Below are 23,973 nucleotides of genomic sequence, written 5' to 3'. Positions count from 1 at the left end.
GCGTGACGCCGGCGCTGCACTCGCCGCTGATGGGCGTCACCAACGCCATCTCCTCGGTGATCATCGTCGGCGCCCTGATCGCCGCCGGCTCGGGCGCCGGCTTCTCGGAGATCATGGGCTTCGTCGCCGTGACCCTGGCGAGCGTGAACATCTTCGGCGGCTTCCTGGTGACCCAGCGGATGCTGTCGATGTTCAAGAAGAAAGAGCGCCCCGCGGCCTCGGCCGCCAAGGGCAAGTAGGGACGGGGAAGCGCAGACATGAGCCACGATCTCGCCGCCCTGCTCTACCTCGTCGCCTCGGTGCTGTTCATCCTGGCGCTGCGCGGCCTGTCGCATCCCGAGACGGCGCGCGGCGGCAACCGCTTCGCCATGATCGGCATGGCGATCGCCATCCTGACGACGCTGACCCAGCTCGAGGAGCTGAACCTCGGCCTGATCATCGCCGGCATCGTGATCGGCGGCGGCATCGGCACCTTCATCGCCTACCGCATCCAGATGACGGCGCTGCCGCAGCTGGTCGCCGGCTTCCATTCGCTGGTCGGCCTGGCCGCGGTCTTCGTCGCGGCCGGGGCCTTCTACAATCCCGGCGCCTACGGCATCGGCACGCCCGGAGACATCCACCTCAATTCGCTGATCGAGATGTCGATCGGCACCGCGATCGGCGCGATCACCTTCACCGGCTCGATCGTCGCCTTCGCCAAGCTGCAGGGCCTGGTCAGCGGCCGTCCGGTCGTCTTTCCCGGGCAGCACTGGCTCAACCTGGCGCTCGGCATCCTGGTCGTCCTGCTGGTCGTCTGGCTGTGCGCCAGCAACTCGGTCAGCGCCTTCTGGCTGATCGTGGTCGTGACCCTGGCGCTCGGCATCCTGATCATCATCCCGATCGGCGGCGCTGACATGCCGGTCGTGATCTCGATGCTGAACTCCTATTCGGGCTGGGCCGCCGCCGGCATCGGCTTCACGCTCGAGAACAACCTGCTGATCGTCACCGGCGCGCTGGTCGGCTCGTCCGGCGCGATCCTCAGCTACATCATGTGCAAGGGCATGAACCGCTCGTTCGTCTCGGTGATCCTCGGCGGCTTCGGCGGCGAGAGCGCCGGCGGCGGCGGCGGCGACCAGGGCGACCGGACGCACCGGGCGGGGTCGGCCGAGGACGCCGCCTTCCTGATGAGGAACTCGGAGCGGGTGATCATCGTGCCGGGCTACGGCATGGCCGTGGCGCAGGCCCAGCACGCGCTACGCGAGATGGCCGATCTGCTGAAGGCCGAGGGCGTCGAGGTCAAGTACGCGATCCATCCGGTGGCAGGGCGCATGCCGGGCCACATGAACGTGCTGCTCGCCGAGGCCAACGTGCCCTACGACGAGGTCTTCGAGATGGAGGAGATCAACCGCGAGTTCGCCGAGACCGACGTCGCCTTCGTGATCGGCGCCAACGACGTCACCAACCCCTCGGCCAAGACCGACAAGAGCTCGCCGATCTACGGCATGCCGGTCCTCGACGTCGAAAAGGCGCAGAACGTCCTCTTCGTGAAGCGCTCGATGGCGACCGGCTACGCCGGCGTCGACAACCCGCTGTTCTACATGGACCAGACGATGATGCTGCTGGCCGACGCCAAGAAGATGTGCGAGGGCATCGTCAAGGCGCTGGAGAGATAGGCAACCCCGGCGCGGCGGATCAGGGAATCACGCCGCAGGCGATGCGGGCGCCGCCGCCGCCGAGCGGCTTGGGCTCGTCGCGGAAGTTGTCGCCGTTCTGGTGGATCATCAGCGCCAGGCCGCGCACCTGCGCGGTGTCGGCGATGCGCGGCGCCACCAGGGTGTGCTCGGTCGCCGTCGCGCCCTCGCTGCCGACCCCGACATAGAGCACCGGCAGGTCGCCGAGGTGACCCTCGCCCGAGGGGCCGTAGTGCCGGCCCGTGCCCTCCGGGTCCCAGTGGCCGCCGGCGGCCCCCGCCGGCACGATCTCGCCGTCCTTCTCGCTCGACTCGCAGCTGCCGGTCTCGTGGATATGGAAGCCGTGGGCGCCGGGCGGCAGCGCGCCGCTCAGCGACAGATGCAGCAACAGGCCGTCGGCGCTGTCGGCCAGGGTCACGCTGCCGATCTGCTTGCCGACGCCCTCCTTGTCGACGAGGTGCATCGGCACCTCGAGCTCGGGCGCCTGGGCCAGCGCCGGAGCGGCGGCGAGCAACGGTGCCGCGCCGAAGGCGACCGCCGAAGCGAGCAGAAATGACCTGGGTGCGCGGAACATGGCGGCGTCCTTCCCATCCGGTGGGTGCTGCGGACCCGCGCCCCCGCCTCGGGAGCCGGACCATCGTCCAGGATAACGGAAGACCCCGCGCCCTGTTCCCCCGCCTGGCTGGCGGCGTCAGGAGGAGGCCAGGATCGCGCTGCGCAGGGCGGCGAAGCGGTCGGCCTCCTTGCCGCCCGCCAGCGGGTCGCCGCGCGCCTCGGCCTGCATCGCCACGACCTCCCAGTCGTGGGCGGTCAGGTGGCTTTCGGCATAGGGCAGGAATGACTCCTCCTCCTTGGCCATGTGGCTGCGCTGGAAGGCCAGGAAGTCCCGCGCCGCGCCCGACAGCAGGCCGCGCGGCAGCTCGACGTCGCGCTCCACCGCCTCGGCCAGCGCGGCAAGCCGCTCGAGCGTCGCCTTCAGCCGGACGTGCTCCGCCTCCAGGTCGTGCAGCGCCTGCGCCGTCTCGCTGCGGCGCTTCATCAGGCGGCGGTAGATCAGGTCTTCCTTGGGGTGGTGGACCTGCTCGGGAAAGTCCTTGAGGTAGTCGAGGATCAGCCGCCAGAGCTCGGCGTCGAAGCGCTCTCCCGCCTCGAAGGCCTCGACCTCCCGCTCGAACAGCGCGAGGACCTGCTTCAGGCCGCGGTGCTCCCGAAGGATGTCCTGGACCAGCGCGGTCATGGCCGTCTCCTCCATCGTGATCGGTCCCAGCCTGGAGGACCGCGGCGGCCGACGCCTTGACCGAGATCAAGCAGGGTCTAAAAGGCCGCCAGCAGCAGGGAGCGACCGCATGAAGACCACGACGCCCGCCATCACCCGCCTCGGCATCCTCGGTGCCGGCACCATGGGCAGCGGCATCGCCGTGGGCGCGGCGCTCGCCGGGATCGAGACGCTGCTCGTCGACATCGAGGCCGGCAGGCTGGAGGCGGCGCTGGCGGAGGCCGAGCGCTTCTACGCCCGCGGCGTCGAGAAGGGCCGCCTCGCCGAGGCCGACGCGCAGGCCGCCCGGGCGCGCCTGAAGACGGCCGCGAGTCCCGAGGTTTTCGCCGACCGCGAGCTGATCGTCGAGGCGGTCTTCGAGGACTTCGACCTCAAGGCGAAGGTCTTCGCGGAGCTCTCGCGCATCGCCGCGCGGCTCGCCGAGCGCTCGGCGATCCTGGCCACCAACACCTCCTGCCTCAGGGTCGGCGACCTGGCCGCCCACGTGGCGGCGCCCGGACGCTTCCTCGGGCTGCACTACTTCAGCCCGGCGCAGGTCAACCCGCTGGTCGAGGTCGTGCGCGGCGCCGAGACGGCGGCGGCGACGGTCGCCGCCGCCCTGGCCTTCCTCGAGGCGACCGGCAAGACGCCGCTGCTCTGCAAGGATTCCTACGGCTTCGCCGTCAACCGCTTCTTCTGTCCCTACACCAACGAGGCGGCGCGCCTGGTCGACGAGGGGCTCGGCACGACCGCCCAGGTCGACCGCGTCGCGCAGGCGGCACTCGGCGTCGCCGCCGGGCCCTTCCTGGTGCAGAACCTCATCAAGCCGCGGATCAACCTGCACGCCATCCGCAACCTGGCGCCGCTCGGGCCCTTCTACGAGCCGGCCGACTTCCTGGTGCGCACCGGCGACGCCGGCGAGAGCTTCGAGATCGGTGAGGATCCGGGCCCGCGGCTCGAGGCCGACGCGCGGATCGCGGAGCGGCTGCAGGGCGCGACCTTCCTGCCGGTCCTGCAGGCGCTGGACGAGGAGATCGCCTCGCCGGCCGACATCGACCGCGGCGCCCGCCTGGCGCTGAAGTTCGGCGAACCGCCCTGCGCCCTGATGGACCGGCTCGGCCGCGAAGCGGTCGAGAGCCGCGTGGCGCCGCTCTGCCGGCGCTACGGCCTCGCCCTGCCGCGCTCCCTCGAGCGCGTCGGCCGCCTGCTCAGCTGAACTCGGCCAGGAAGGCCAGCACCGGCGAGTCGGCGCGCAGCCGCCAGCGCGCCGGACCGTCGCACCGTAGGGCGTCGAGCGGTGCCGGCACGACTGAGAGGCCGGCCGCCTCCACCGTCCCCCTGCCCGCCACCCAGAGCAGCAGCGCCGGGCCGGTCTCGAAGGTCTCGGCGACGCCCGCCTCGAGACGCAGGCGCTTGAGGCGGGCCTCGACCCGGCCGCGCCGCGCCATGACGTTGAGGTCGGTCACGGCGCCGCCGAGCAGCCGGCAGTCGGTCGCGACGTCGGCGGGAAAGCGGTGCGGCGCGCTGCCCGGCGTCAGCTCGACCGGCGGCGCTTCGCCGACGGCCAGCCGCAGGCCCTCGCCCGAGAGCACCGCCAGGGTCCGCTCAACGCCGGGAAAGAGCGAGAAGGGGCCGTCGCCATCGACGCGGGCGATCGAGACGCGCCAGTCGAAGTCCTCGAGCCCCGCGCCCTCCGGCGCGAGCGCGACGTCGGCGGACTCGCCGCCGCCGTTCTTCCAGGGCCGCGCCGCCCGCCCGAGGGCAGGCAGGTGGCGGGCCGTCGTCGCGCCGTCCCTGCTCATGCCCGATGGTGGGGCCGGGACGGCGCGACTGGCAAGGGCTCCCGGGAAATCCCGGCTCAGGCCCGCTTCGGCTCCAGGGTGACGCTGTAGAGCGCGGTGTCGGCGATGTCCTTCAGGGTCACCGTCATGGCCTCGCTCTCGCCGTCGATCTCGACCAGCCCGAAGAACTGCAGGCCCTCCGAGGGCGGCAGGTTGACCGCGCCGCCCGGGTCCTTGGAGAAGACGACCTGCGGGCCGAAGGTGTCGTCCATCTGGCCGGGACCGAAGGAGCCGGCGTGGATCGGCCCCGAGACGAACTCCCAGAAGGGCTCGAAGTCTTGGAACTGCGCCTTGGCCGGATCGTAGTAGTGCGCCGCCGTGTAGTGGACGTCGGCGGTCAGCCAGACGGTGTTGGCGACGCCGTTTAGCTTGATGAAACGCAGCAGCTCCGCGATCTCCAGCTCGCGGCCGAGCGCCGGTCCGTCGCCGTTGGCGCCGTTCTCGAAGGCCTCGCCGTCCTTGACCTGGATGCCGATCGGCATGTCGGAGGCGATGACCTTCCAGGTCGCGCGGCTGGCCAGCAGTTCGCGCTTCAGCCAGGCCAGCTGGTCGCCGCCGAGGAAGGCGGTCTCCGGCCCGGCGGCCGCCTGGCGGTTGGCGCTGTTGGGGCCGCGGAAGGTCCGCATGTCGATGACGAAGAGGTCGAGCAGCGGCCCGTAGGAGAGGCGCCGATGCACCCGCTCCGGCTCGCCGGCCGGGGTCGAGGTCGGCATGTACTCGTGGAAGGCCCGGTTGGCGCGCGCCGCGAGCAGCGAGGCCGACTTGACCGTGTAGCGGTCGTCGGCCAGCAGCATCTCGCCGGGATACCAGTTGTTGACGGTCTCGTGGTCGTCCCACTGGGCGATCGTCGGCACCCCGGCCATCATCGTCAGGTAGTTCTCGTCCAGGAGGTTGTACTTGAAGTTGCCGCGGAACTCGGCGAGCGTCTCGGCGACCTTGGACTTCTCCTCGGTGACCAGGTTGCGCCAGACGCCGCCGTCGGGCAGCGCCTTCTCGGCCTCGAGCGGGCCGTCGGCGTAGATCGTGTCGCCGGAGTTCAGGAAGAAGTCGGGATCCTGGGCCAGCATCGTCGCGTAGCCGGTCATGCCGCCCCGGTCGCGGTCGATGCCCCAGCCCTGGCCGGCGGTGTCGCCGCTCCACACGAAGCGCAGCGAGCGGCTGTCGGCCGGCGGCGTGCGGAAGCTCCCGGTCACCGGCTCCGACAGCACCGTCGGCTCGGCGAGGTCCTCGAAGGCGACCCGGTAGAAGACCTGCTGGCCGGCCGGCAGGCCGCGGAGCACGACCTTCGCGGTATAGTCGCCGGCCTCCAGCGCCGCCGGGCCGACCAGCCGCCGGGCGCCCGCGAAGGACTCACGCGTGGCGTAGTCGACGATCATGCGCGCCGGCCGGTCGGCACGGCTCCAGACGATGGCACCGCCCGGCAGGGGGTCGCCGGACTGCACGCCGTGGGTGATCAGCGGCCGGGTCGCGGCGCGGCTGATCGCCGGCATCGCCAAGCCGGAAGCGGCGGCCACGCCGAGACCGGCGGCCGAGCCGGCCAGGAAGCCGCGGCGCGTGAAGGGTGCGGGCAGAAGGGGTCGAGTCATGGGGGCTCCTCGTCGAGGCAGGGAAGGGTCAAGCCGGTGGAGGCGCCACTCTGTCCCGACCGCGTGACGGTTGGGCGGACCGGCCTGTAACGGAAGCTTGAAGCTTTTGCTGCAGCCTCCCGCCCACCAGCGAGGCGGCGGCCGCGACCTGCACCCGGCGCATGGCTCGGTCCCGTCCGCACGCCTGGGCGCCCAGCGCCGCCTGCTCCACTATCACCGCCCGGATCTCCGACAGGACAGACATGACCCAATCCGCAGCCGGCCCCGGGGCGGCCGTCGCCTCCAAGCCGTCGCTGCTGATGCTCGTCGCGATCAGCGCGATCGGGCCGCTGTCGCTGAACATCCTGGTGCCCTCGATGCCGGGCATCCAGCGCCATTTCGCCGTCGACTACGCGACGGTGCAGCTGACCCTCACGCTCTACCTGATCGGCATGGCCGGCTGCCAGATCTTCTACGGCCCGCTGTCCGACCGCTTCGGCCGGCGCCCCGTGCTGCTCGGCGGGCTCTGCCTCTACGTCGTTGCCTGCATCGCCGCCGCGGCGGCCCCCTCGATCGACGTGCTGATCGTCGCCCGCCTGGCCCAGGCGATCGGCGGCACCGCCGGCGTCGTGCTGTCGCGCGCAATCGTGCGCGACCTCTACGGGCGCGACAAGTCGGCCTCGGTGATCGGCTACATCTCGGTGGCCTGGGCCGTGGCGCCGATGCTGGCGCCGAGCGTGGGCGGCCTGCTCGAGACGCTCGGCAGCTGGCGCTACTCGTTCCTGCTGCTGATCGTACTCGGCAGCCTGGTGCTGCTGGCCTGCGTGAAGTGGCTGCACGAGACCAACCACCAGCGCTCGGAGGGCGTCGGCCTTGCGCCGCTGCTCGAAGGCTACCGCTGGCTCGGCCGCCACCCGCGCTTCTGGCTCTACACCGTGACCCTGGGCTTCACCAGCAGCGTGTTCTTCTCGTTCCTGGGCGGCGCGCCCTACCTGATGGTCGAGGTCATGGACCGCTCGCCGCTGGAGTACGGCCTGTGGTTCATCATCGTCTCGGCCGGCTGGATGGCCGGCAACTTCCTTTCGGGGCGCTATTCCGAGCGTCTCGGCGCCGACCGGCTGCTGCTCGCGGGCGCCCTGCTGACGGCCGCCGCCTCGCTGGTCGGCCTGCTGCTCGGCGCCACCGTCGGCCTCCTGCCCTGGCTGATCTTCCTGCCGATGACCTTCGCCGCGATGGGCAACGGCATGACCATGCCGAACGGCTTCGCCGCCGTGGTCAGCCTCAATCCTCGCTTCGCCGGCGCCGCGGCCGGCCTCGCCGGCTGCCTGCAGATCGGCATGGGCGCCGTCGCCATTCAGGCGGTCGGCATCCTGCAGCAGCACCACACGCTGGCGATGTATGGCCTGATGGTCTTCTGCGGCGTCGTCGCGACCGCCTTCCAGCTGATCAACGACCGCCTCCGCCGCGCCGGCCGCTCGGCACCGGCCCGCGCGAAGGAACAGCCGGCCGAATAGCCTTGTCGACCGCTTGCGGGCGGATGCCGGACACGCGAAAACGCGGCCTCGGAAGAGACCGCGTCAGCGTCGGGTCGACAAGACGTCGGGTCGAGGAGCCGGCGGGGCCGGCCCCCTGAGGACTAGAAGCCCTCGCGCTCCAGGCGCTTGCGCAGCAGCTTGCGGTGGCGGCGCACAGCCTCGGCGCGCTCGCGCTTGCGCTTCTCGGACGGCTTCTCGAAGTGGCGGCGCAGCTTCATCTCACGGAAGACGCCCTCGCGCTGCAGCTTCTTCTTGAGCGCGCGCATCGCCTGGTCGACGTTGTTGTCGCGAACGGTAACCTGCACGGTCGATCCGACCTCCTCGTCTTGGCTTGGAGCCTAGCGGTTCTCGACAAAAAATACCCGCACGCGCGCATACCGGCGCGGCAGGCCCCACTCTGCTAGCACAGGGCGCCCGGCATGTGAAGCGAAACCGCCTCCGGGCTCCCTCGTGCCGGCGAACGCTTTACCGTCCGCCCGCAGCCCGCCATATAGGAGGGCGATGGCCATACTCAAGATTGCCAAGATGGGCCACCCCGTGCTGCTGCAGCCGGCCGCTCCGGTCGCCGATCCCGGCGCGCCCGAGATCGCGTCGCTGGTCGGCGACATGATCGAGACCATGGAGGACGCCGTCGGCACCGGTCTCGCGGCGCCGCAGGTCCACGTGCCGCTGCGCCTGGTGATCTTCAAGGTCGGCCGCGGGCGGGCCAGCGCCGAAGACGGCGAGGCCGCCGAGTCGGTGCCCCTGACCGTGCTGATCAACCCCGAGATCGAGCCGCTGTCCGACGAGCTGCTGCTGGGCTGGGAGGCCTGCCTCTCGGTGCCAGGCCTGGCCGGCGAGGTGCCGCGCTGGCGTGATATCCGCTATCGCGGCCTCGCCCCGGACGGCCAGCGCATCGAGCGCGAGGCCAGCGGTTTCCACGCCCGGGTCGTGCAGCACGAGTGCGACCACTTGGACGGACGGCTCTATCCCAGCCGAATGACCGACCTGAGCCGCCTGATCTTCACCAGCGAGATCCGGCACCACGCCGGCGCCAACGCGGAGGACTGAGCCTTGGACGGCACATCCGACGACCTCGATCGCGTCCGCGAGCGGCTGCTCGACGCCCTGCTGCCGCACGTCGTCTTCGACGGCTGGAGCGAGGCCGCCCTGCTGGCCGGGGCCCGCGACCTGAAGCTCGACGCCGGGCTGGTCATGGCCGCCTTCCCCGGCGGCCCGGCCGAGGCGGCGCGCGCCTTCTCCGAGCTGACCGACCGCCGCATGCTGGAGGCGGTGCCGGCCGCCGAGCTGGCGGAGATGCGCGTGCGCGACCGCGTCTCGGCGCTGCTGCGCGTGCGCCTCCAGCTGCTCGCGCCGCACAAGGAGGCGATCCGCCGCCTGGCGTCCTTCCTGGCGCTGCCTAACCACGCCGCGCTCGGCGCCCGGCTGGCCTGGCGGACCTGCGACGCGATCTGGTACGCGGCCGGCGACACCGCGACCGACTACAACTGGTACTCCAAGCGCAGCCTGCTGTTCGGCGTCCACAGCGCGACGCTGCTCTATTGGCTCAACGACCGCAGCGAGGGCGACGAGGAGACCTTCGCCTTCCTCGAGCGGCGCCTCGACGAGGTGCTGCGCATCGGCGGCAAGCTCGGCAAGGGCATGGGCCGCCTGCTCGACCTGCCCGACAGGCTGTTTCGCCGCCGCTTCCGGCCCGGCATGCGGATGAGGGTCAAGTAGCGCGGGGGCGCCGGGGCCGCGATGGATCTGCCTGCCCTCCGGGCCGCCGCCGAGGCGCAGTGCTTGGCGGCGAAGGGCCCCCCCGGACTGGCGTTGGCCCTGGCCTACGCCGACGGCTCGGTGCGCAGCGCCTGCGTCGGGCACGCCCGTCTCGGGGACACGGAGGCCGTGACCCCGCAGACCTGGTTCCGGCTCGGCTCGATCAGCAAGGTGGTTACGGCCCTCGCCGTCCTGCATCGGCTGCTCGGCGCCGGCGACGATCCGGACCGACCGCTCGGCCCTTCGGCCTTCGGCGCCGACCCGCGCCGCGCGCCGGACAGCGTGACGCCGGCCGCGTTGCTCTGCCACGTCGCCGGGCTACCCGATGGGGCCGCGCTGGGGACGCCGGCGCTGGGCGACGCGACCTCCTGGCTGGCCTGCGCCCGGCCTTTCGGACGACGCTTCAGCTACAGCAATCTCGGCTACGCCCTGCTGGGCGCCTGGCTCCAGGAGCAGGTCGGCGGCAGCGAGACCTGGTTGCGGCAACACGCCCTGGAGCCCTTCGGCCTGCGGAACATCGCCTTCGCCCCGCCGCCCGGCGCGCGCCGCGCCGCAGGCCACGTCCTGGACCCGGCGGCGGGCGCCCTAGCGCCCTTCGAGCTCGCTTTCACTGACGACCGCCTGGGGCCGGCCGGCTTCCTCTGGGCAACGGCCGACGGGCTGGGGAGCCTTGCGACGGCACTGCTGTCGCCGCCCGACGAACTCTGCCGAGGGGTCGTCGAGCGCCTGACGACACCGGGCAGCGAGGCCTTCGGGGCCGGCGGGCTGCGCATGGGGCACGGGCTGTTCCTGCTGGACCGCGGCGGACGCCGGATCGGCTTCCACGACGGGGAGATCGGCGGATTCCGTTCGCTGCTGCAGCTCGATCTCGCAGCAGGCCATGCGACCTGTGTGCTGTCGAACCTATCGGGGCCCGAGCATGGCCCGCGCGACTTGCTGGCGGCGGCGGCGCGAAAGGGGGACGTGAAGTCTGCCGTGAAGCCCGTCCCGCCCGCGGCGCCTGAAGCAGCACCGGCCGGCACGAGGCTGCGCTGTTACCTGTCGGCCGGGGCGGGACTGCTCGAGCTCGAGGAGCGGACGCCGCCGCGCCACGGGCGTTGGAACGGCGCACCCCTCGCCCTTGCGCCGCGCGAGCCCGGAATCCTGGGCGGCGTGGGCGCCACCGGGCCCCTCCAGCTGAGGCTGCCCGAGCCGAAGGGCGCGGCGGGCGACCGCCTGCCGGACCACCTCCACCTCAACGGCCAGCTGTTCCGGGCCTGCGCGCTGCGGAGCAATCGAACCCGGCGCTTCGATCCGGCCTGGCAGGGCCGCTACGACAACGGCTACTGGATCGAGGTGAAGGTCGCGCCGGACGGCCGCGTCGTCGTGGCCTCAACGCTGACCGGCTTCGCCGAGGAGGCCCTCGCGCTCGGCGCGCGCAGCCTGGCCTGCTCGTTCGGACTGCTGGTGTTCAGGCTGGCAGCGGGGCGGCGGTGGCTGCGGGCGCTGGCGCTGAACGGCTTCGCCGGGCCCCCGACGGCCGCCGGGGGAGATGACGCTCCAGCCAGTCCGTGAGCTCCGCCGCGCGTTTCGGCCGCTCGAAAGGAAGGCTTGCGACAAGGCGGCCCCGAACGCCCACCAGCAGGCGCTCGGCGAGGAGGTTGGCCAAGGCGGCCTGCACGTCGGTCTCGCGGGCGCCCGTGCGCGCCGCCGTCTCGGCGACGAGGCCAGGCTCGCCGACGACCCGGTCAGCAAGCAGCAGAAGGCAGCTCTCGAGCCGGTCCAGACGCCGCGTCTCCGAGCCGGCGCCGGCGCGCCGCTCGACCTCGATGAAGCCCGGCCCCAGCCTGCCGGACGCCTGCTCGCCCGCCTCGCGCCAGCGCTCGACGGCCTCCGCCAGGCGCAGGCCGTGACGGGCATAGGCGGAGTCGGCCGGCAGGTCGCGCTCGAAGAAGTAGGCGATGGCGGCCGGGTCGGCGTGGCCCTGGGGGACCAGGTGGCGGTAATAGCCGGCCGGCCGCACGTTCTCGAATCCGAAGCGCTCCGGCTCGTCATAGAAGGGCGAGAAGCGATGGATCTGGACCACGCCGGGCGCGCCCGAGGGCGGGATCAGGTGGCCGATCGCGTCGATGACCGAGAGCATCTCCTCGTAGTCGGAGTCCCGCTCCCCGGGAAAGCCCACCAGCAGGTTATAGGAGGGATGGATGCCGAACTCGGCGCAGAGCCGAAGCAGCTGGACGTTCTGCAGGCCGGTCGTGCCCTTGCGCATCAGCCCGAGCAGGCCGTCCGAGAAGGACTCGATTCCCGGCTGCACCCAGCGCACGCCGGCGGCCGCCAGGTCGCACAGCTCGTCGCGCTTCAGGTTGGCCTTGATCTCGTAGAAGAAGCGGTAGTCGCCCTCCAGCCCGGCCAGCGTCGCGACCAGCGCCTGGAAGTCGTGATGCGTGATGATGTTGTCGGCTGCCATGAAGCGCAACAGGCGGTGCCGTCCGGCCAGCTCGGCGATCTCCTGCCCGACCCGCCCCGGCGACTTCGAGCGGAAGGCCATGCCCAGGTTGTTCAGGCCGCAGAAGGTGCAGTGGTGCTTGGCGCCCCACCAGCAGCCGCGCGAGGATTCGTAGGGCAAGGCCGTCGCTTCCGGCAGGGCCTCGCCCGTCCCCGCCAGCCCTGCGCGCCGCGCGAACCAGTCGTCGTAGTCGGGCGTGGGCAGGCTTTCGAGATCGCTCGTCGACGCCGGCGCGCCGGTCGAGGCCCCGCCGACCGTGATCCCCGGAATCGCCACGGGGTCGCCACCCGCGTCGAGGCTGCGCAGGAAACGCGGGAGGGTCTCGTCGGCCTCGCCGAGAAAGACATGGTCGACGATCCCGCGGAAGGCCCGCGCATACTCCTCGCCCATTGCGCCGTGCACGCAGGCGCCGCCGAGCAGGGTCACCAGCTCCGGGCGGGCGCGCTTGAGCCGCGCCGCCAGGGCAAGGCTGGGAAAGACCTGGTTGAAGGTGCAGGTGAAGCCGACCGCGTCCCAATCCCCCTGCAGCACCTGCTCCGCGGCCTGCCCCAGGAAGGCGGGGACGATGCGGTCCCGCACCTCGAAGAAGGGCGAGCGCGCCTGCTCGAGCCCGTAGCCTTCCAGGAAGGCATCCGAATCCAGCGCCGCCCCCCCGAACAGGTCGGCGGCGAAGACGTGCTCGCAGACGCCGAACAGCGCCGAGGTTTCGGCGAGGGCCTCATAGAGCGCGCCGCCCAATGCCACGGCGAAGTCGAGGCTGGCGTCGTGGACCTCGGCCTCGGACCCGGCGCGCCGGGCGAGCGCCTTGAGCAGGCCGGCCGAGAGATTGGGCCGCGACGCCGCGCACCAGGGCATGGAGACGATCAGCAGCCGTGCCATGGGGCCGCCTCTCTCAGGCGGCGAGGAGGCCCGGCTCCGGCCAGCTGCCGGTCGCCAGGTAGCGCCGCGCCTCCTGCTGCAGGAGCCGGTCGAGCCAGGGTTCCTCGAAGTGCGTCAAGAGGGCGTGGGCCAGACGCACCCGGTGCTCTAGCCGGCCGGCCCGCTCCGCCGCGAGGGCGCAGAGCTGCGGGTCGCGCAGCCACTGAACGCAGAGGTCGCAGGCTCGCTCGCGCAGGACCGCTCCGTCCGCCACGCCTGCCTCGGAGAACCAGGCGCGCAGGGGTGCGAAGCCCCAGACCCGCAGCGTCTGAATCAGCGGGTGGGTGCGCCAGCGCGCGACGATCGTCGTGAGCGGCTCCTGGCGCGCATCGCCCAGCCACAGCGGGTGGTCGTGCGTCTCGTGACTGGCCGGCGCGCAACAGGGCGCGACGCGGCCGTTCCACTGCACCAGGGGCCCGGTCGTCGGACAGGGACCGCGGTCCCAGTCCGCCTCGCCGACCCGCTCGCTGTGGGCGACCTCGATGCCGCGTCCCACCGGGCCGATCGGCTGGAAGGCCACGCGCCGGCCCGCGAAAGCCATCGCCGCCTGGATCAGCTCGGCGTCGGGGACCGTCATCGGCTCGTGGTAGGCGATCCGGATCAGCGGCTCCTTGCCGGCCGCCTCCAGCCGCCGGAAGGCGCTTTCTACCGCGCGCAGCGGGACGAACTCGAGATGGTAGACATCGGTCGAGATGTCCCAGTGGTCGATCGCCCCGAAGCGCTCCAGGGTGCGGTCGATCTGGCGTTCCGTCGTCGCCCAGTGGGCCGCCGTGACGATGCCGCAGGTGATGCCGCGCGCACTCGCCGCGCGGCTGACCGTCGCGACGAAGTCGGCGACGAGGGTCGGCTCCCCGCCGGTGAAGTCGATGGATTCGATCCCGGCTTCGGCCAGGGCGTCGAGCTGGCCGACGACCAGTCCGGTGAAGTCGCGGCCGTAGCGGTTAGCGTGCAGCTCCGGCGCGGCACCGACGCTGCAGTGGCCGCAGCGCAGCGGACAGCCCTGGGTCACCGAGAAGCCGAGACGGCGTGAGGAAAGCGCGAGCGCCTCATGGAAGCTCTCGACCGAGCGGGGGCTCTTGGGGCGCCCGTCGGGAAAGGCCGAAGGGGTCATGGGATAGCGCCTCTGACAACCATGGGCTGCAGACCGGAACAGCCGGCGACACCGCCGGCGCTCCCACGGACACCCCGGAGGACCCGCCGCCCGACCCGGCGACGGGTCGACCGGGACGCGCCTATTTGGTGCGGAGGACGCTGACCACCCGATCCAGCACCTTCTCGTCGAAGGCCTGGCTGTCGGTGATGATCTCCTTGATATAGCTCGCGACGAGCCCGCCCGGCGAGGCCACCTGCGGCCCCCGGGTCATCTCGCTTCCCAGCCCGGCGACGCCGTGCTTGGACAGGAGTTCTGCCAACTCGGATTTGAATGGATCGTCCCTGGGCATCACACAGCTCTCCCTACTTGGGGTTCACTCGGAGGCGCGTGCCGGACGCGATAACGTTCTCTCAAAAGGGGAACTCGGTCAAGGCGAAAGACTCGCGACAGGATGTCTTCCGACAGCTGCCCACACCGCTCCCGCGTGGCGCTTGGACAGTCGAGCGCTCCGGAAGGCGGGCGCCAGCGTTACTCCTGCGCCAGCTTCTGGTGCAGGACGTGGACCATCTGGCCGACCGCGACGGTCTGCTCCTGGCCGCTCGCCAGGTTCTTCAGCTTGACCGTGCCCGCCTCGAACTCGGTGCCGCCGGCGATCAGCGCGAAGCGGAAGCCCTTCTTGTCCGCGTACTTGAGCTGCTGGCCGAGCTTCTTGGGTTCCAGGAAGACCTCGGTCTTGATGCCGCCTTCGCGCAGATAGCGCGCCAGCTTCAGGTACTCGCTGGTGCGCTCGCGCTCCAGGATGGTCACCAGCACCGGCGCCGGGCTCTGCGCCGTGGCGCCGATGACGCCGGCCTTGAACAGGCTGGCGAGCAGGCGGGTCAGGCCGATCGAGATGCCGACGCCGGGCAGCGGCTTGTCGATGAAGTGGCTGGCCAGGTCGTCGTAGCGGCCGCCCGAGCAGATCGAGCCGATCTCCGGGTGGTCGACCAGGCGGGTCTCGTAGATCGTGCCGGTGTAGTAGTCGAGGCCGCGCACGATGGTCAGGTCGATCTCGAAGTGGCTGTCGGGGACGCCGAGGGCCGCGACCGCCTCGACGACCTCGGCCAGCTCGTCGACGCCGAGCGTGAAGCGCTCGTTGCCGGAGACCGAGTAGAGGTAGGAGATCAGCTCCTCGTTGGAGCGCCGGGTCGCGATCAGCGCCATCAGCTTGTCCAGCGCCGGCGCCGCCAGCGCCCCGCTCGCGGCGATCTCGCGGGTCACCTTCTCGGCGCCGATCTTGTCGATCTTGTCGACGGTTGCGAGCACGCCGTTGACCGCCTCGTCAGGGCAGCCGAGGTGCGCGAGGTAGCCCGAGAGGATCTTGCGGTTGGAGATGCGGATGACGAAGTCGCCGATCGCCAGCTCGCGGAACAGGTCGTAGATGATCGCCGGGATCTCGGCATCGGTGACGATCGACAGCTGGCCGTCGCCGATGACGTCGATGTCGGCCTGGTAGAACTCGCGGAAGCGCCCGGCCTGGGGCCGTTCGCCGCGCCAGACCTTCTGGATCTGGTAGCGCCGGAAGGGGAAGGTCAGGTGGCCGTAGTTCTGCGCGACGTAGCGCGCGGTCGGCACGGTCAGGTCGAAGTGCAGGGCCAGCCCGGTCTCGGCCTCCTCGCCCTCGCCGGCGGCGAGGCGAGACAGGGCGTAGATCTCCTTCTCGTTGCCGCCCTTGGCGCTCAGCACCTCGGCGCGCTCGGCCGCCGCGGTCTCGATCGGGGTGAAGCCGTAGGCCTCGTAGGTCGCGCGAATCCTGTCCAGGAAGCGCTGCTCGACCAGCTTCTCCGCAGGCAGCCACTCGGGAAAGCCGCTGATCGGCGTCGGCTTCTGGATCTGCCGCTCCATGGATCGTCCTTGCGTGCTGGCAACGGTGGCGGGAGACCCGTTCGACGGGCCGTGAAGGCGGCGCGGATCATAGAAGCCGCCCCCTGAGGGCGCAAGGCGAGGCGAGGCCCCGCCCGGCCTCGCGCCGACCCCGGCGCCCGCTGCGGCGTTGCGCTGCGCCGGCAAGGGCGGTAGGTATCCGCCCGCCCTCTCCCGGCCCCAACAGCAAAGCTCCCAGCCGCCGTGTCCGACCGCGACCTCGTCCAGCTTCTGCCCCGCGGCATGCGCGACCTGCTGCCGCCGCACGCCGCCCAGGATCGCCGCGTCGAGACGGCGCTGCTGGCGGCCTTCGAGCGCTGCGGCTACGAGTTCGTCGCGCCGCCGCTGATCGAGTACGACGAATCGCTCTCGCGGCTCGACAAGCGGCTCTCGACCGACCTGTTCCGCTCCTTCGAGGCGGCGACGCGCCAGACCGTGGGCGTGCGCCCGGACATCGCCCCGCAGGTCGCCCGCATCGCCGCCAGCCGCCTGACCCGCCAGCCGCGCCCGCTGCGGCTCTGCTATGCCGGGCCGACGGTGCGCATGGCCGCCGACGGCGGCCTGGAGCAGACCCGCCAGGTCGGGCTCAGCCTGTTCGGCAGCGAGGGCGCTCCGGCGATCGCCGACGTCGCGGCCGCCGCGGCGCGCGCGCTCAACGCGGTCGGACTGGAGCAGGTCAACCTGGACCTGACCCTGCCCCAGCTGGTCGACACCCTGCTGACCGAGGCCGGGGTGCGCGCCGGGATGCGCCGGCGCGCCGAGAGCGCCATGGCGCGCAAGGCCCGCGAGGACCTGACCGGCCTGGAGCCGGCGCTCGCCGGACGCCTGGTCGCGCTGCTCGACGCCTCGGGGCCGATCGAGACCAGCCTGCCGCAGCTCCAATCGCTAGACCTGCCGGCCGAGGCAAGGCGCCAGATCGCGCTGCTGGCGGCGGTCGCCGAACAGCTCCGGCGCCTGGCGCCGCAGGCGACGCTGCTGATCGACCCGGTCGAGAGCCGCGGCTTCGAGGCCCACGCCGACCTCGGCTTCGTGCTCTTCGTCGGCGGCGCGCGCAGCCATGTCGGGCGCGGCGGCACCTACCGGATGGGCGGCTTCGTCAGCGAGCCCTCGGTCGGCTGCAGCCTCAGCCTCGACCAGCTCTATCGGGCCGTGCCGGAGGCGCCGCTGCCCGAACGGATCCTGGCGGCCAGCGACGTCACGCCCGACCAGCTCGACAGGCTGCGCGGCGAGGGCCGCATTGCGGTCGCCGCGCTGGAGCCCGTGGCCGACCTCGATCGCGAGGCCGTGCGGCTCGGCTTCACGCATATCTTCGACGGCACAGACGTGCGCCGGGTAGGCTAGCCCTGCGGCGCCGGTCGAAACGACAACTCCAAGAGGACGGGTAGGACAGCAATGGCCAACGTCGTGGTGGTCGGCGCCCAGTGGGGCGACGAGGGCAAGGGCAAGATCGTCGACTGGCTGTCGGAGCGCGCCGACGTGATCGTCCGCTTCCAGGGCGGCCACAACGCCGGCCACACGCTGGTCGTCAACGACACCACCTACAAGCTGTCGCTGCTGCCGTCCGGCGTGGTGCGACCCGGCAAGCTGTCGATCATCGGCAACGGCGTCGTCGTCGATCCCTGGGCACTGATCGAGGAGATCGAGCGGATCCGCGGCCAGGGCGTCGAGATCACCCCCGACTCCCTGAAGATCGCCGAGAACGCCGCCCTGATCCTGCCGCTGCACTCGCTGGTCGACAAGGCGCGCGAGGCCGCCCGCGGCAAGGACGCGATCGGCACGACCGGCCGCGGCATCGGCCCGGCCTACGAGGACCGGGTCGGGCGCCGCGCCATCCGCCTGTGCGACCTGGCCGACCGCGAGCACCTTTCGAGCCGGCTCGACGCGTTGCTGGTCCACCACAACGCCCTGTTCCGCGGTCTCGGCGAGCCCGAGGTCGACAAGGCCGAGTTGCTTGAGCGGCTGCTCGAGGTCGCGCCCCGGGTGCTGCCCTACGCCGACCGGGTCTGGCAGCGGCTCGACAAGGCTCGGCGGATCGGCCGGCGCATCCTGTTCGAGGGCGCCCAGGGCGCCTTGCTCGACGTCGACCACGGCACCTACCCCTTCGTCACCTCCTCCAACACCGTCGCCGGCCAGGCGGCGGCCGGCAGCGGCATCGGCGTCGGCGCACTCGACACCGTGCTCGGGATCACCAAGGCCTACACCACGCGGGTCGGCGCCGGCCCCTTCCCGACCGAGCTGACCGACGAGACCGGGCGGCGCCTCGGCGAGTGCGGCCGGGAATTCGGCACGGTCACCGGGCGCGCTCGCCGCTGCGGCTGGTTCGACGCCGTGCTGGTCCGCCAGGCGATCAAGACCGGCGGCATCGACGGCATCGCCTTGACCAAACTCGACGTGCTCGACGGGCTCAGCGAGCTGAAGATCTGCATCGGCTACGAGATCGACGGCAAGAGCTACGACCACCTGCCGGCGCTCGGCAGCCTCCAGGCGCGCGCGACCCCGGTCTACGAGACCTTCGAGGGCTGGCAGGAGACGACCTGCGGCGCCCGCTCCTGGGGCGCGCTGCCGGCCATGGCGATCAAGTACGTGCGCCGCATCGAAGAGTTGATCGAGGCGCCGGTGACCCTGCTCTCGACCAGCCCGGAGCGCGAGGACACGATCCTGATGCGCGACCCCTTCGCGGGGTGAGCCGGCGCCGGTTGAGCGGCGCCGGGTGAGTGGGGCGTTAACCTTCCCTTACCTCCGTCTCGTGTAGGCAGGTCCTGCAGCCACTAGCAGGAACGGCCACCTCTGGCATGAGCGATCAAGCCGAAGACCTCCGCCTCGAGGAAGCGACGCGCCCGGCACGCCGCGAGCGCGGCGGCCAGGGCCAGGGGAGCACGGTCGTCGTCGACCGCCGCTTCGAGGTCGAGCCCGGCTTCCCGCTGCCCGGCCTCGACCAGCCGCACGCCCGCGCCTTCGCCGCCGCGGCGCGCGACCAGACCAGCCCGCGCAAGGTCTACGCCCTGGTCTGCGACCCGCTGCTGGCCCCGCGCCGCGGCCTGCTGGGCCCGCTGCAGTCGCTGGCGCGCCTGCCGATGATCGTGCCGCTCGGCTACGAGACCGTGTTCTGGCCGCCGGACAACGCGCGGCGCGGCGTCCTCATCCTGACCCGGCCCGAGGGCGAGCGCATCCAGTCCGACACGCGAGCCAGCTTCGCCCCCTTCGACGAGGACGCGATCCTGCGCAAGGTCGTGCTGCCGCTGCTGCCCGCGCTGGTCGAGCTCGGGGCGCGCGGCATTTCGCACCGGGCGATCCGCGCCGACAACCTGTTCTTCCGCGACGCCTCGCGCAGCGAGTGCATGCTGGGGGAGTGCGTCTCGGCGCCGGCCGCCCTCGACCAGCCCTCGGTCTACGAGCCGATCGAGGGCGCCATGGCGCTGCCGGCGGGACGGGGCGTCGGCTCGACCAGCGACGACCTCTACGCCTTCGGCGTCACCCTCGCGATCCTGCTGCGCGGCGGCAACCCCGTCGCCGAGCTCAGCGACGAGGCGATCGTCCACAGCAAGCTCAGCCGCGGCACCTACGGAACGCTGGTCGGCAAGCAGCGGCTGCCGCTGTCGCTGACCGAGGCGCTGCGCGGCCTGCTGAGCGACGAGACCGCCGACCGCTGGGGCTTGAACGACCTGGAGATGTGGGCCAACGGCCGGCACCTCAGCCCGAAGCAGCCGATGGCGCTGGCCCGGGCGAGCCGCCCCTTCGAGTTCCAGGAGAAGGACTACTGGAACTGCCGAACCCTGTCCCTGGCCTTCGGCAGCCATTGGGACGAGGCCCGCCAGACTCTGGTCGGCGAGGAACTGATCACCTGGGTACATCGCAGCGTCGGCGACGAGAAGCGGGCCGAGGGCCTTGCGCTGCAGCTGCGCGGCGCCCAGGGCGGCAGGGCCGGCGATGCGCCCGGCGACCGCCAGCTGGCGCGCGTGCTCATGGTGCTTGACGGCAAGGCGCCTCTCCGCCAGCGCCAGTTCTCGACGCGGATCGACGCCGTCGGCGAGGTGCTGGCCGTGCACTACGGCGACCAGTCGATGCGCCAGATCTTCGTCGACATCCTCGGCAACCGCCTGATCAACTACTGGTTCGAGGCCCAGCCGGGCATGCGGCCCGAGTACGCCGTGCTCAAGAAGGGCTACGAGCAGCTCGGCTTTTTTTTGATGCGCCAGCGCATCGGCTACGGGCTGGAGCGCTGCCTCTACGACCAGAACGAATTCTGGCCCTGTCTCAGCCCGATGCTGGCCGACGCCTACGTGACGCGGATCGAGGAAGTGCTGCCGGCGCTCGAGGCGCTGACCGCCGGCGGCCTGCCGGAGCGCGAGCCGGTCGACCGCCACGTCGCCGCCTTTATCGCGGCGCGCACGAGCGGCGTGCCGGAGCGCATCCTGTCGGCCCTCGGCCGCGAGGACGACGAGGTCATCCGGCGGCTCGGCAACGTCTACCTGCTGGCCGAGGTCCAGCGCCTGGCCGGGCCGAAGCGGCTGCCCGGCCTCGCCGCCTGGCTGGGCCGCAGCATGGGCCCGGTCATCGAATCCTTCCACAGCCGCGAGATCCGCCAGACCCTGGCCCTGGAGCTCCAGGCCTCGGTCGAGGCCGGCGATCTCTACCACCTCGCACTGGCCATGGACGACGGCAAGCTGCGCAAAGAGGACGACAGCGGCTTCGCCAATGCCACCGCCGAGTACAGCGCCGTCACCCGGGAGCTCGCCTGGGTCGAGCAGGGCGGCCTGACCCGGCCGCAGTTCGTGTTCGCCAAGTCGCAGCAGATCGCCGCCGTCGTCGCCGGCTGCCTGGCCAGCCTGACCGTGCTGGTCATGACCATGCTCTACGTCGGCTGAGGGCAGGGGGAAGAACAGGATGGCGGCGCGCAAGGCCAAGGACATCCCGACTGGAGGCGGAGCCGGCGGCGGCATCAGGTGGGGCCGGATCTCGCTCGGTCTGCTGGTCGCGCTGCCGGTCATGGTCGTGCTGCTGCCGACCACGATCGTCACGCTCGTGCTCAGCCTGCCGACCCTGGTCGCCGTCCTGGTCGACCGGACCAGGGAACGCTACCTGGTCGCCACCGTCGGCCTGCTGAACCTCTGCGGGCTGCTGCCGGCGCTGATCGCGCTCTGGGAGCGCGGCCAGTCGGTCGACGCGGCGATGCGCCTGCTCACCGAGATGCTCTACTGGCTGAGCGCCCTGGGCGCCGCCGGCGTCGGCTGGGCGATCTTCATCTCCCTGCCGCCGCTCGTCGGCAGCTACTACGGCCTGATCTCCCAGCGCCGCGTCCACCAGCTGCGCAAGCGCCAGAAGCAGCTGATCGAGGCCTGGGGCGAAGACGTCACCGGCCACGGCGATCTCGAGGAGGACGAGGAAGAGGAGGAGCCGGAGCCTGGCGACCTCGAGCCGGCGGCAGGCTAGGGGCCAAGCCACCGGCCGGCCGGCGCGCCCCGCCCGCGCCGTGCGGCTACTCGGTCGCCAGGCGGCCCTGGATCGCGGCGTTCTTGATCGCCCGCTGAAGCTTCTCGAAGGCCCGCACCTCGATCTGGCGCACCCGCTCGCGGCTGATGCCGTAGACTTGGCTGAGATCCTCCAGGGTCGTCGGGTTCTCCTTCAGGCGCCGCTCGGTCAGGATGTGCCGCTCGCGCTCGTTGAGGCTGCCCATCGCGCCCTCGAGCAGGGCGCGGCGCTGGTCGAGCTCCTCGCGGTCCGCGAACAGGGTCTCCTGGTTCTCGTGGTCGTCGACCAGCCAGTCCTGCCACTCGCCGTCGCCGTCCTGGCGCAGCGGCGCGTTGAGGGAGTGGTCCGGGCTCGACAGGCGCCGGTTCATCGACACCACGTCCTGCTCGGGCACGTTGAGCTGCGTGGCGATGTGGGCGACCTGCTCGGGCTTGAGGTCGCCCTCCTCGATCGCCTGCATCTGGCCCTTGAGCTTGCGCAGGTTGAAGAACAGCTTCTTCTGCGCCGCCGTGGTGCCCATCTTCACCAGCGACCAGGAGTGCAGGATGTACTCCTGGATCGCGGCGCGGATCCACCACATGGCGTAGGTCGCCAGCCGGAAGCCGCGATCGGGATCGAAGCGCTTGACCGCCTGCATCATGCCGACGTTGCCCTCGCTGATCAGCTCGGACAGCGGCAGGCCGTAGCCGCGGTAGCCCATGGCGATCTTGGCCACCAGGCGCAGGTGGCTCGTCACCAACTGGTGCGCGGCCTCGCTATCTTCCTTGTCCTGCCACCGCTTGGCCAGCATGTACTCCTCGTTCTGCTCCAGCATCGGAAACTTCCGAATCTCCTGGAGGTAGCGCGAGAGGTTGCCTTCGGTGACGAGCAACGGAACCTTGCCGGTAGCCACTGGATCGTCCTTTCCTTTGCCGTCAATCCGGGAACGGGCCGACACTGGCCAAGTTCCCGGGAGAGCGCACTACAATTCAAAGTGAGTCCAGGGACTCGATCAACTGCGCCATGTCGGGCGGCGGCGGCGACTCGAAGGCCAGCTTGCGCCCGTCGAGCGGATGATCGAAGCCCAGGCGTTCTGCGTGGAGGGCCTGGCGCGCGAAACCCTCCACTTTTGTCCGCGCCGCTCCAGGCAACCCGGCCAGGGCCGCCGGCTTCGAGCGCCCATAGAGCGGGTCGCCCAGCAGCGGATGGCCGCGGCTCGCCAGATGCACCCGGATCTGGTGGGTGCGCCCAGTCAGCAGGCGGCAGGTAATCATCGACACCGCTCCCCCCATCAAGAGACGCTCAAGCTTGTAACGCGTGACGGCGGCTTTTCCGCCGCTCTGCAGCACCGCCATCTTCTTGCGGTTGCGCGGGCTGCGGCCGATGTTGCCCGTGATCTCGCCCCAGGCCTCCCCCCGGGCCTCCCCCCGGGCCGCTGGCGCCTTGGTCGCAGGCGCCGGCGGCAGCAGCCGGCCCCAGACCAGGGCGCGGTAGCGCCGCTCGATGCTGCGCTCGGCGAACTGCACGGTCAGCGAGCGGTGGGCGGCGTCTGTCTTTGCGACCACCATGAGCCCGCTGGTGTCCTTGTCGAGCCGGTGCACGATGCCCGGGCGGCGCACGCCGCCGATCCCGGCGAAGCTGTCGCCGCAGTGCGCCAGCAGCGCATTGACCAGGGTCTGGTCCGGGTTTCCGGGCGCCGGGTGCACGACCAGCCCGGCCGGCTTGTCGAGCACCAGCAGGGCCTCGTCCTCGTAGAGAATGGCCAGCTCGCGCGCCTGCGCCTCGGGCAGGGCGGCCGTCGCCTCGGGCACCGTCAGCAGGTAGCGCTGGCCCGCTTTGACCCGGGTCGAGGGCTCGTCTATCGTCGCGCCGGCGGCGCTGAGGGCGCCGGCCTCGATCAGGCCCTTGACGCGGCTGCGCGACAGCGACGGCAGGCGCCGCGCGATCAGGCGATCGACGCGCTCGCCGGCCTCGGGCGCGGCGATCTCGAAGGAATGGGGGCCGGTGAGCGGCGCCGCGTCCGCAGGCGCGGAGTCGCCGATCGCGGCCCCAGCGCTCGGCGGCAAGGGCGTCGTCCTGTTCATGGGGCTAGAGGACACAGCGAAAGATGACTGCGATCAAGGCCCTGGTGGGCGGGCTGGGCCTGGTGATCCTCGTGATGATCGGTCTGGTCATATGGGGGCTGATGCGCCAGGGCGAAAGCCTGCGCCAGGAGACCGCCTTCGAGGAGCTGGCGCTGAGCGTCCCGGCCGGCTGCACCCTGGCCGCCGCCGAAGCGGGCGGCGGCGAATTGCTGATCCTGCGCCTCGAGGGGCCGCTCGAGCGCGGCTGCCAGCAGGCGATCCTGGTCGACCGCGCCGGCGGCGGGGTCGTCGGCCGGATCAAGCTGCAGGCCGAGTAGCCGCGCCCGCCCCGGCAAGCGCCGCCCAGGGACCGCTCCGGGACAGCCCCACGGCAACGAGTCCAGGTTAACGGGCAGGTGCGTTGAGGATGTCGGTGAGGA

23 protein-coding genes are annotated in these 23,973 nt (G+C 71.6%); 12 read left to right on the top strand and 11 right to left on the bottom strand.

Annotation, left to right across the window (positions count from 1 at the left end):
- The coding region (locus tag WD341_RS14265) for an NAD(P) transhydrogenase subunit alpha (RefSeq protein ID WP_368426140.1) at positions 1–239 on the top strand (239 nt) is incomplete at its 5' end.
- Positions 240–257: 18 nt separating this feature from the next.
- Positions 258–1,652 (top strand): NAD(P)(+) transhydrogenase (Re/Si-specific) subunit beta, encoded by a 1,395-nt coding sequence (locus WD341_RS14260; RefSeq protein ID WP_368426139.1) that lies wholly within the window; start codon positions 258–260, stop codon positions 1,650–1,652.
- A gap of 19 nt (positions 1,653–1,671) precedes the next feature.
- On the opposite strand, the gene sodC is transcribed toward WD341_RS14260, so the two are convergent.
- Together sodC and WD341_RS14250 are read right to left on the bottom strand one after the other, a co-directional pair.
- Complete coding sequence (gene sodC / locus WD341_RS14255; protein ID WP_368426138.1) at positions 1,672–2,244, bottom strand: superoxide dismutase [Cu-Zn] SodC; 573 nt, start codon at positions 2,242–2,244, stop codon at positions 1,672–1,674.
- 117 nt (positions 2,245–2,361) lie between these two features.
- Complete coding sequence (locus WD341_RS14250; RefSeq protein WP_368426137.1) at positions 2,362–2,907, bottom strand: hemerythrin domain-containing protein; 546 nt, start codon at positions 2,905–2,907, stop codon at positions 2,362–2,364.
- 109 nt (positions 2,908–3,016) lie between these two features.
- Here WD341_RS14250 and WD341_RS14245 point away from each other — a divergent pair, with 109 nt between their 5' ends.
- Positions 3,017–4,141 carry a 3-hydroxyacyl-CoA dehydrogenase NAD-binding domain-containing protein gene (locus WD341_RS14245; protein WP_368426136.1) on the top strand — a complete coding sequence of 375 codons (1,125 nt, stop codon included), beginning with the start codon at positions 3,017–3,019 and terminating at the stop codon, positions 4,139–4,141.
- Here the strand turns inward: WD341_RS14245 and WD341_RS14240 are convergent.
- Both WD341_RS14240 and WD341_RS14235 read right to left on the bottom strand, forming a co-directional pair.
- Positions 4,134–4,727: a HutD family protein gene (locus tag WD341_RS14240; RefSeq protein ID WP_368426135.1), complete on the bottom strand. Its 594-nt coding sequence runs from the start codon at positions 4,725–4,727 to the stop codon at positions 4,134–4,136. The two genes, WD341_RS14245 and WD341_RS14240, sit on opposite strands and share 8 nt — an antisense overlap.
- 56 nt (positions 4,728–4,783) lie before the next feature.
- Positions 4,784–6,352: an alkaline phosphatase gene (locus WD341_RS14235; RefSeq protein ID WP_368426134.1), complete on the bottom strand. Its 1,569-nt coding sequence runs from the start codon at positions 6,350–6,352 to the stop codon at positions 4,784–4,786.
- 242 nt (positions 6,353–6,594) lie between these two features.
- On the opposite strand from WD341_RS14235, the gene WD341_RS14230 reads away from it, so the two are divergent.
- Positions 6,595–7,845, top strand: a complete 1,251-nt coding sequence (locus WD341_RS14230) for a multidrug effflux MFS transporter (RefSeq protein WP_368426133.1) — start codon at positions 6,595–6,597, stop codon at positions 7,843–7,845.
- A gap of 122 nt (positions 7,846–7,967) precedes the next feature.
- Here WD341_RS14230 and rpsU read toward each other — a convergent pair whose 3' ends face one another.
- A complete protein-coding gene (gene rpsU / locus WD341_RS14225) occupies positions 7,968–8,171 on the bottom strand; it encodes a 30S ribosomal protein S21 (protein WP_368426132.1) in 204 nt (67 codons plus the stop codon).
- 196 nt (positions 8,172–8,367) lie between these two features.
- Here rpsU and def point away from each other — a divergent pair, with 196 nt between their 5' ends.
- From def to WD341_RS14210, 3 genes are read left to right on the top strand one after another with little or no spacing between them, the layout of a single operon-like run.
- The gene (def, locus tag WD341_RS14220; RefSeq protein WP_368426131.1) at positions 8,368–8,916 is read left to right on the top strand and encodes a peptide deformylase; all 549 of its coding nucleotides are present in this window, start codon (positions 8,368–8,370) and stop codon (positions 8,914–8,916) included.
- A 3-nt stretch (positions 8,917–8,919) separates the two neighbouring features.
- Entirely contained in the window at positions 8,920–9,585 is a 666-nt protein-coding gene (locus WD341_RS14215; RefSeq protein WP_368426130.1) for a COQ9 family protein, read from the top strand.
- A gap of 21 nt (positions 9,586–9,606) precedes the next feature.
- The gene (locus WD341_RS14210; RefSeq protein WP_368426129.1) at positions 9,607–11,178 is read left to right on the top strand and encodes a serine hydrolase domain-containing protein; all 1,572 of its coding nucleotides are present in this window, start codon (positions 9,607–9,609) and stop codon (positions 11,176–11,178) included.
- On the opposite strand, the gene WD341_RS14205 is transcribed toward WD341_RS14210, so the two are convergent.
- The 4 genes from WD341_RS14205 to hisS all read right to left on the bottom strand — a co-directional run bounded on the left by WD341_RS14205 (position 11,075) and on the right by hisS (position 16,004).
- Positions 11,075–12,988: a RiPP maturation radical SAM C-methyltransferase gene (locus WD341_RS14205; RefSeq protein ID WP_368426128.1), complete on the bottom strand. Its 1,914-nt coding sequence runs from the start codon at positions 12,986–12,988 to the stop codon at positions 11,075–11,077. The two genes, WD341_RS14210 and WD341_RS14205, sit on opposite strands and share 104 nt — an antisense overlap.
- Positions 12,989–13,001: 13 nt before the next feature.
- Positions 13,002–14,138, bottom strand: a complete 1,137-nt coding sequence (locus tag WD341_RS14200; protein WP_368426127.1) for a radical SAM protein — start codon at positions 14,136–14,138, stop codon at positions 13,002–13,004.
- Positions 14,139–14,259: 121 nt separating this feature from the next.
- A complete protein-coding gene (locus tag WD341_RS14195; protein WP_368426126.1) occupies positions 14,260–14,469 on the bottom strand; it encodes a hypothetical protein in 210 nt (69 codons plus the stop codon).
- A gap of 179 nt (positions 14,470–14,648) precedes the next feature.
- Positions 14,649–16,004 carry a histidine--tRNA ligase gene (gene hisS / locus WD341_RS14190; RefSeq protein ID WP_368426125.1) on the bottom strand — a complete coding sequence of 452 codons (1,356 nt, stop codon included), beginning with the start codon at positions 16,002–16,004 and terminating at the stop codon, positions 14,649–14,651.
- Between the two features lie 222 nt (positions 16,005–16,226).
- Here hisS and WD341_RS14185 point away from each other — a divergent pair, with 222 nt between their 5' ends.
- The 4 genes from WD341_RS14185 (at position 16,227) to WD341_RS14170 (ending at position 21,452) form a co-directional block, all read left to right on the top strand.
- Positions 16,227–17,363, top strand: a complete 1,137-nt coding sequence (locus tag WD341_RS14185) for an ATP phosphoribosyltransferase regulatory subunit (protein ID WP_368426124.1) — start codon at positions 16,227–16,229, stop codon at positions 17,361–17,363.
- Between the two features lie 51 nt (positions 17,364–17,414).
- Positions 17,415–18,707, top strand: coding sequence for an adenylosuccinate synthase (locus tag WD341_RS14180; protein WP_368426123.1), 1,293 nt, complete (start codon positions 17,415–17,417; stop codon positions 18,705–18,707).
- Positions 18,708–18,814: 107 nt separating this feature from the next.
- Positions 18,815–20,887, top strand: coding sequence for a hypothetical protein (locus WD341_RS14175; protein ID WP_368426122.1), 2,073 nt, complete (start codon positions 18,815–18,817; stop codon positions 20,885–20,887).
- Positions 20,888–20,906: 19 nt separating this feature from the next.
- Positions 20,907–21,452 carry a hypothetical protein gene (locus tag WD341_RS14170; RefSeq protein ID WP_368426121.1) on the top strand — a complete coding sequence of 182 codons (546 nt, stop codon included), beginning with the start codon at positions 20,907–20,909 and terminating at the stop codon, positions 21,450–21,452.
- 46 nt (positions 21,453–21,498) lie between these two features.
- Here the strand turns inward: WD341_RS14170 and rpoH are convergent, their stop codons facing one another.
- Positions 21,499–22,383 (bottom strand): RNA polymerase sigma factor RpoH, encoded by an 885-nt coding sequence (gene rpoH / locus WD341_RS14165; protein WP_368426120.1) that lies wholly within the window; start codon positions 22,381–22,383, stop codon positions 21,499–21,501.
- 76 nt (positions 22,384–22,459) lie between these two features.
- Positions 22,460–23,536, bottom strand: a complete 1,077-nt coding sequence (locus WD341_RS14160; protein ID WP_368426119.1) for an RluA family pseudouridine synthase — start codon at positions 23,534–23,536, stop codon at positions 22,460–22,462.
- Positions 23,537–23,577: 41 nt separating this feature from the next.
- Between WD341_RS14160 and WD341_RS14155 the strand changes: the two genes are divergently transcribed.
- Complete coding sequence (locus tag WD341_RS14155; RefSeq protein ID WP_368426118.1) at positions 23,578–23,871, top strand: hypothetical protein; 294 nt, start codon at positions 23,578–23,580, stop codon at positions 23,869–23,871.
- Positions 23,872–23,973 lie beyond the last annotated feature (102 nt).

It is taken from the genome of Tistlia sp., assembly GCF_040905785.1.
Lineage (GTDB): Bacteria > Pseudomonadota > Alphaproteobacteria > Kiloniellales > DSM-21159 > Tistlia.
This window is presented reverse-complemented; position numbering and strand designations above follow the sequence as displayed.

Bases quoted from the DNA above. Each gene is read 5' to 3' on its own strand.
- WD341_RS14260 (WP_368426139.1), top strand. From the start codon at position 258: ATGAGCCACGATCTCGCCGCCCTGCTCTACCTCGTCGCCTCGGTGCTG.
- sodC (WP_368426138.1), bottom strand. From the start codon at position 2,244: ATGTTCCGCGCACCCAGGTCATTTCTGCTCGCTTCGGCGGTCGCCTTC.
- WD341_RS14195 (WP_368426126.1), bottom strand. From the start codon at position 14,469: ATGCCCAGGGACGATCCATTCAAATCCGAGTTGGCAGAACTCCTGTCC.
- WD341_RS14170 (WP_368426121.1), top strand. From the start codon at position 20,907: ATGGCGGCGCGCAAGGCCAAGGACATCCCGACTGGAGGCGGAGCCGGC.
- WD341_RS14245 (WP_368426136.1), top strand. From the start codon at position 3,017: ATGAAGACCACGACGCCCGCCATCACCCGCCTCGGCATCCTCGGTGCC.
- WD341_RS14230 (WP_368426133.1), top strand. From the start codon at position 6,595: ATGACCCAATCCGCAGCCGGCCCCGGGGCGGCCGTCGCCTCCAAGCCG.
- WD341_RS14155 (WP_368426118.1), top strand. From the start codon at position 23,578: ATGACTGCGATCAAGGCCCTGGTGGGCGGGCTGGGCCTGGTGATCCTC.
- WD341_RS14235 (WP_368426134.1), bottom strand. From the start codon at position 6,352: ATGACTCGACCCCTTCTGCCCGCACCCTTCACGCGCCGCGGCTTCCTG.
- WD341_RS14250 (WP_368426137.1), bottom strand. From the start codon at position 2,907: ATGACCGCGCTGGTCCAGGACATCCTTCGGGAGCACCGCGGCCTGAAG.
- WD341_RS14205 (WP_368426128.1), bottom strand. From the start codon at position 12,988: ATGGCACGGCTGCTGATCGTCTCCATGCCCTGGTGCGCGGCGTCGCGG.
- WD341_RS14200 (WP_368426127.1), bottom strand. From the start codon at position 14,138: ATGACCCCTTCGGCCTTTCCCGACGGGCGCCCCAAGAGCCCCCGCTCG.
- WD341_RS14240 (WP_368426135.1), bottom strand. From the start codon at position 4,727: ATGAGCAGGGACGGCGCGACGACGGCCCGCCACCTGCCTGCCCTCGGG.
- WD341_RS14210 (WP_368426129.1), top strand. From the start codon at position 9,607: ATGGATCTGCCTGCCCTCCGGGCCGCCGCCGAGGCGCAGTGCTTGGCG.
- hisS (WP_368426125.1), bottom strand. From the start codon at position 16,004: ATGGAGCGGCAGATCCAGAAGCCGACGCCGATCAGCGGCTTTCCCGAG.
- def (WP_368426131.1), top strand. From the start codon at position 8,368: ATGGCCATACTCAAGATTGCCAAGATGGGCCACCCCGTGCTGCTGCAG.
- WD341_RS14175 (WP_368426122.1), top strand. From the start codon at position 18,815: ATGAGCGATCAAGCCGAAGACCTCCGCCTCGAGGAAGCGACGCGCCCG.
- WD341_RS14180 (WP_368426123.1), top strand. From the start codon at position 17,415: ATGGCCAACGTCGTGGTGGTCGGCGCCCAGTGGGGCGACGAGGGCAAG.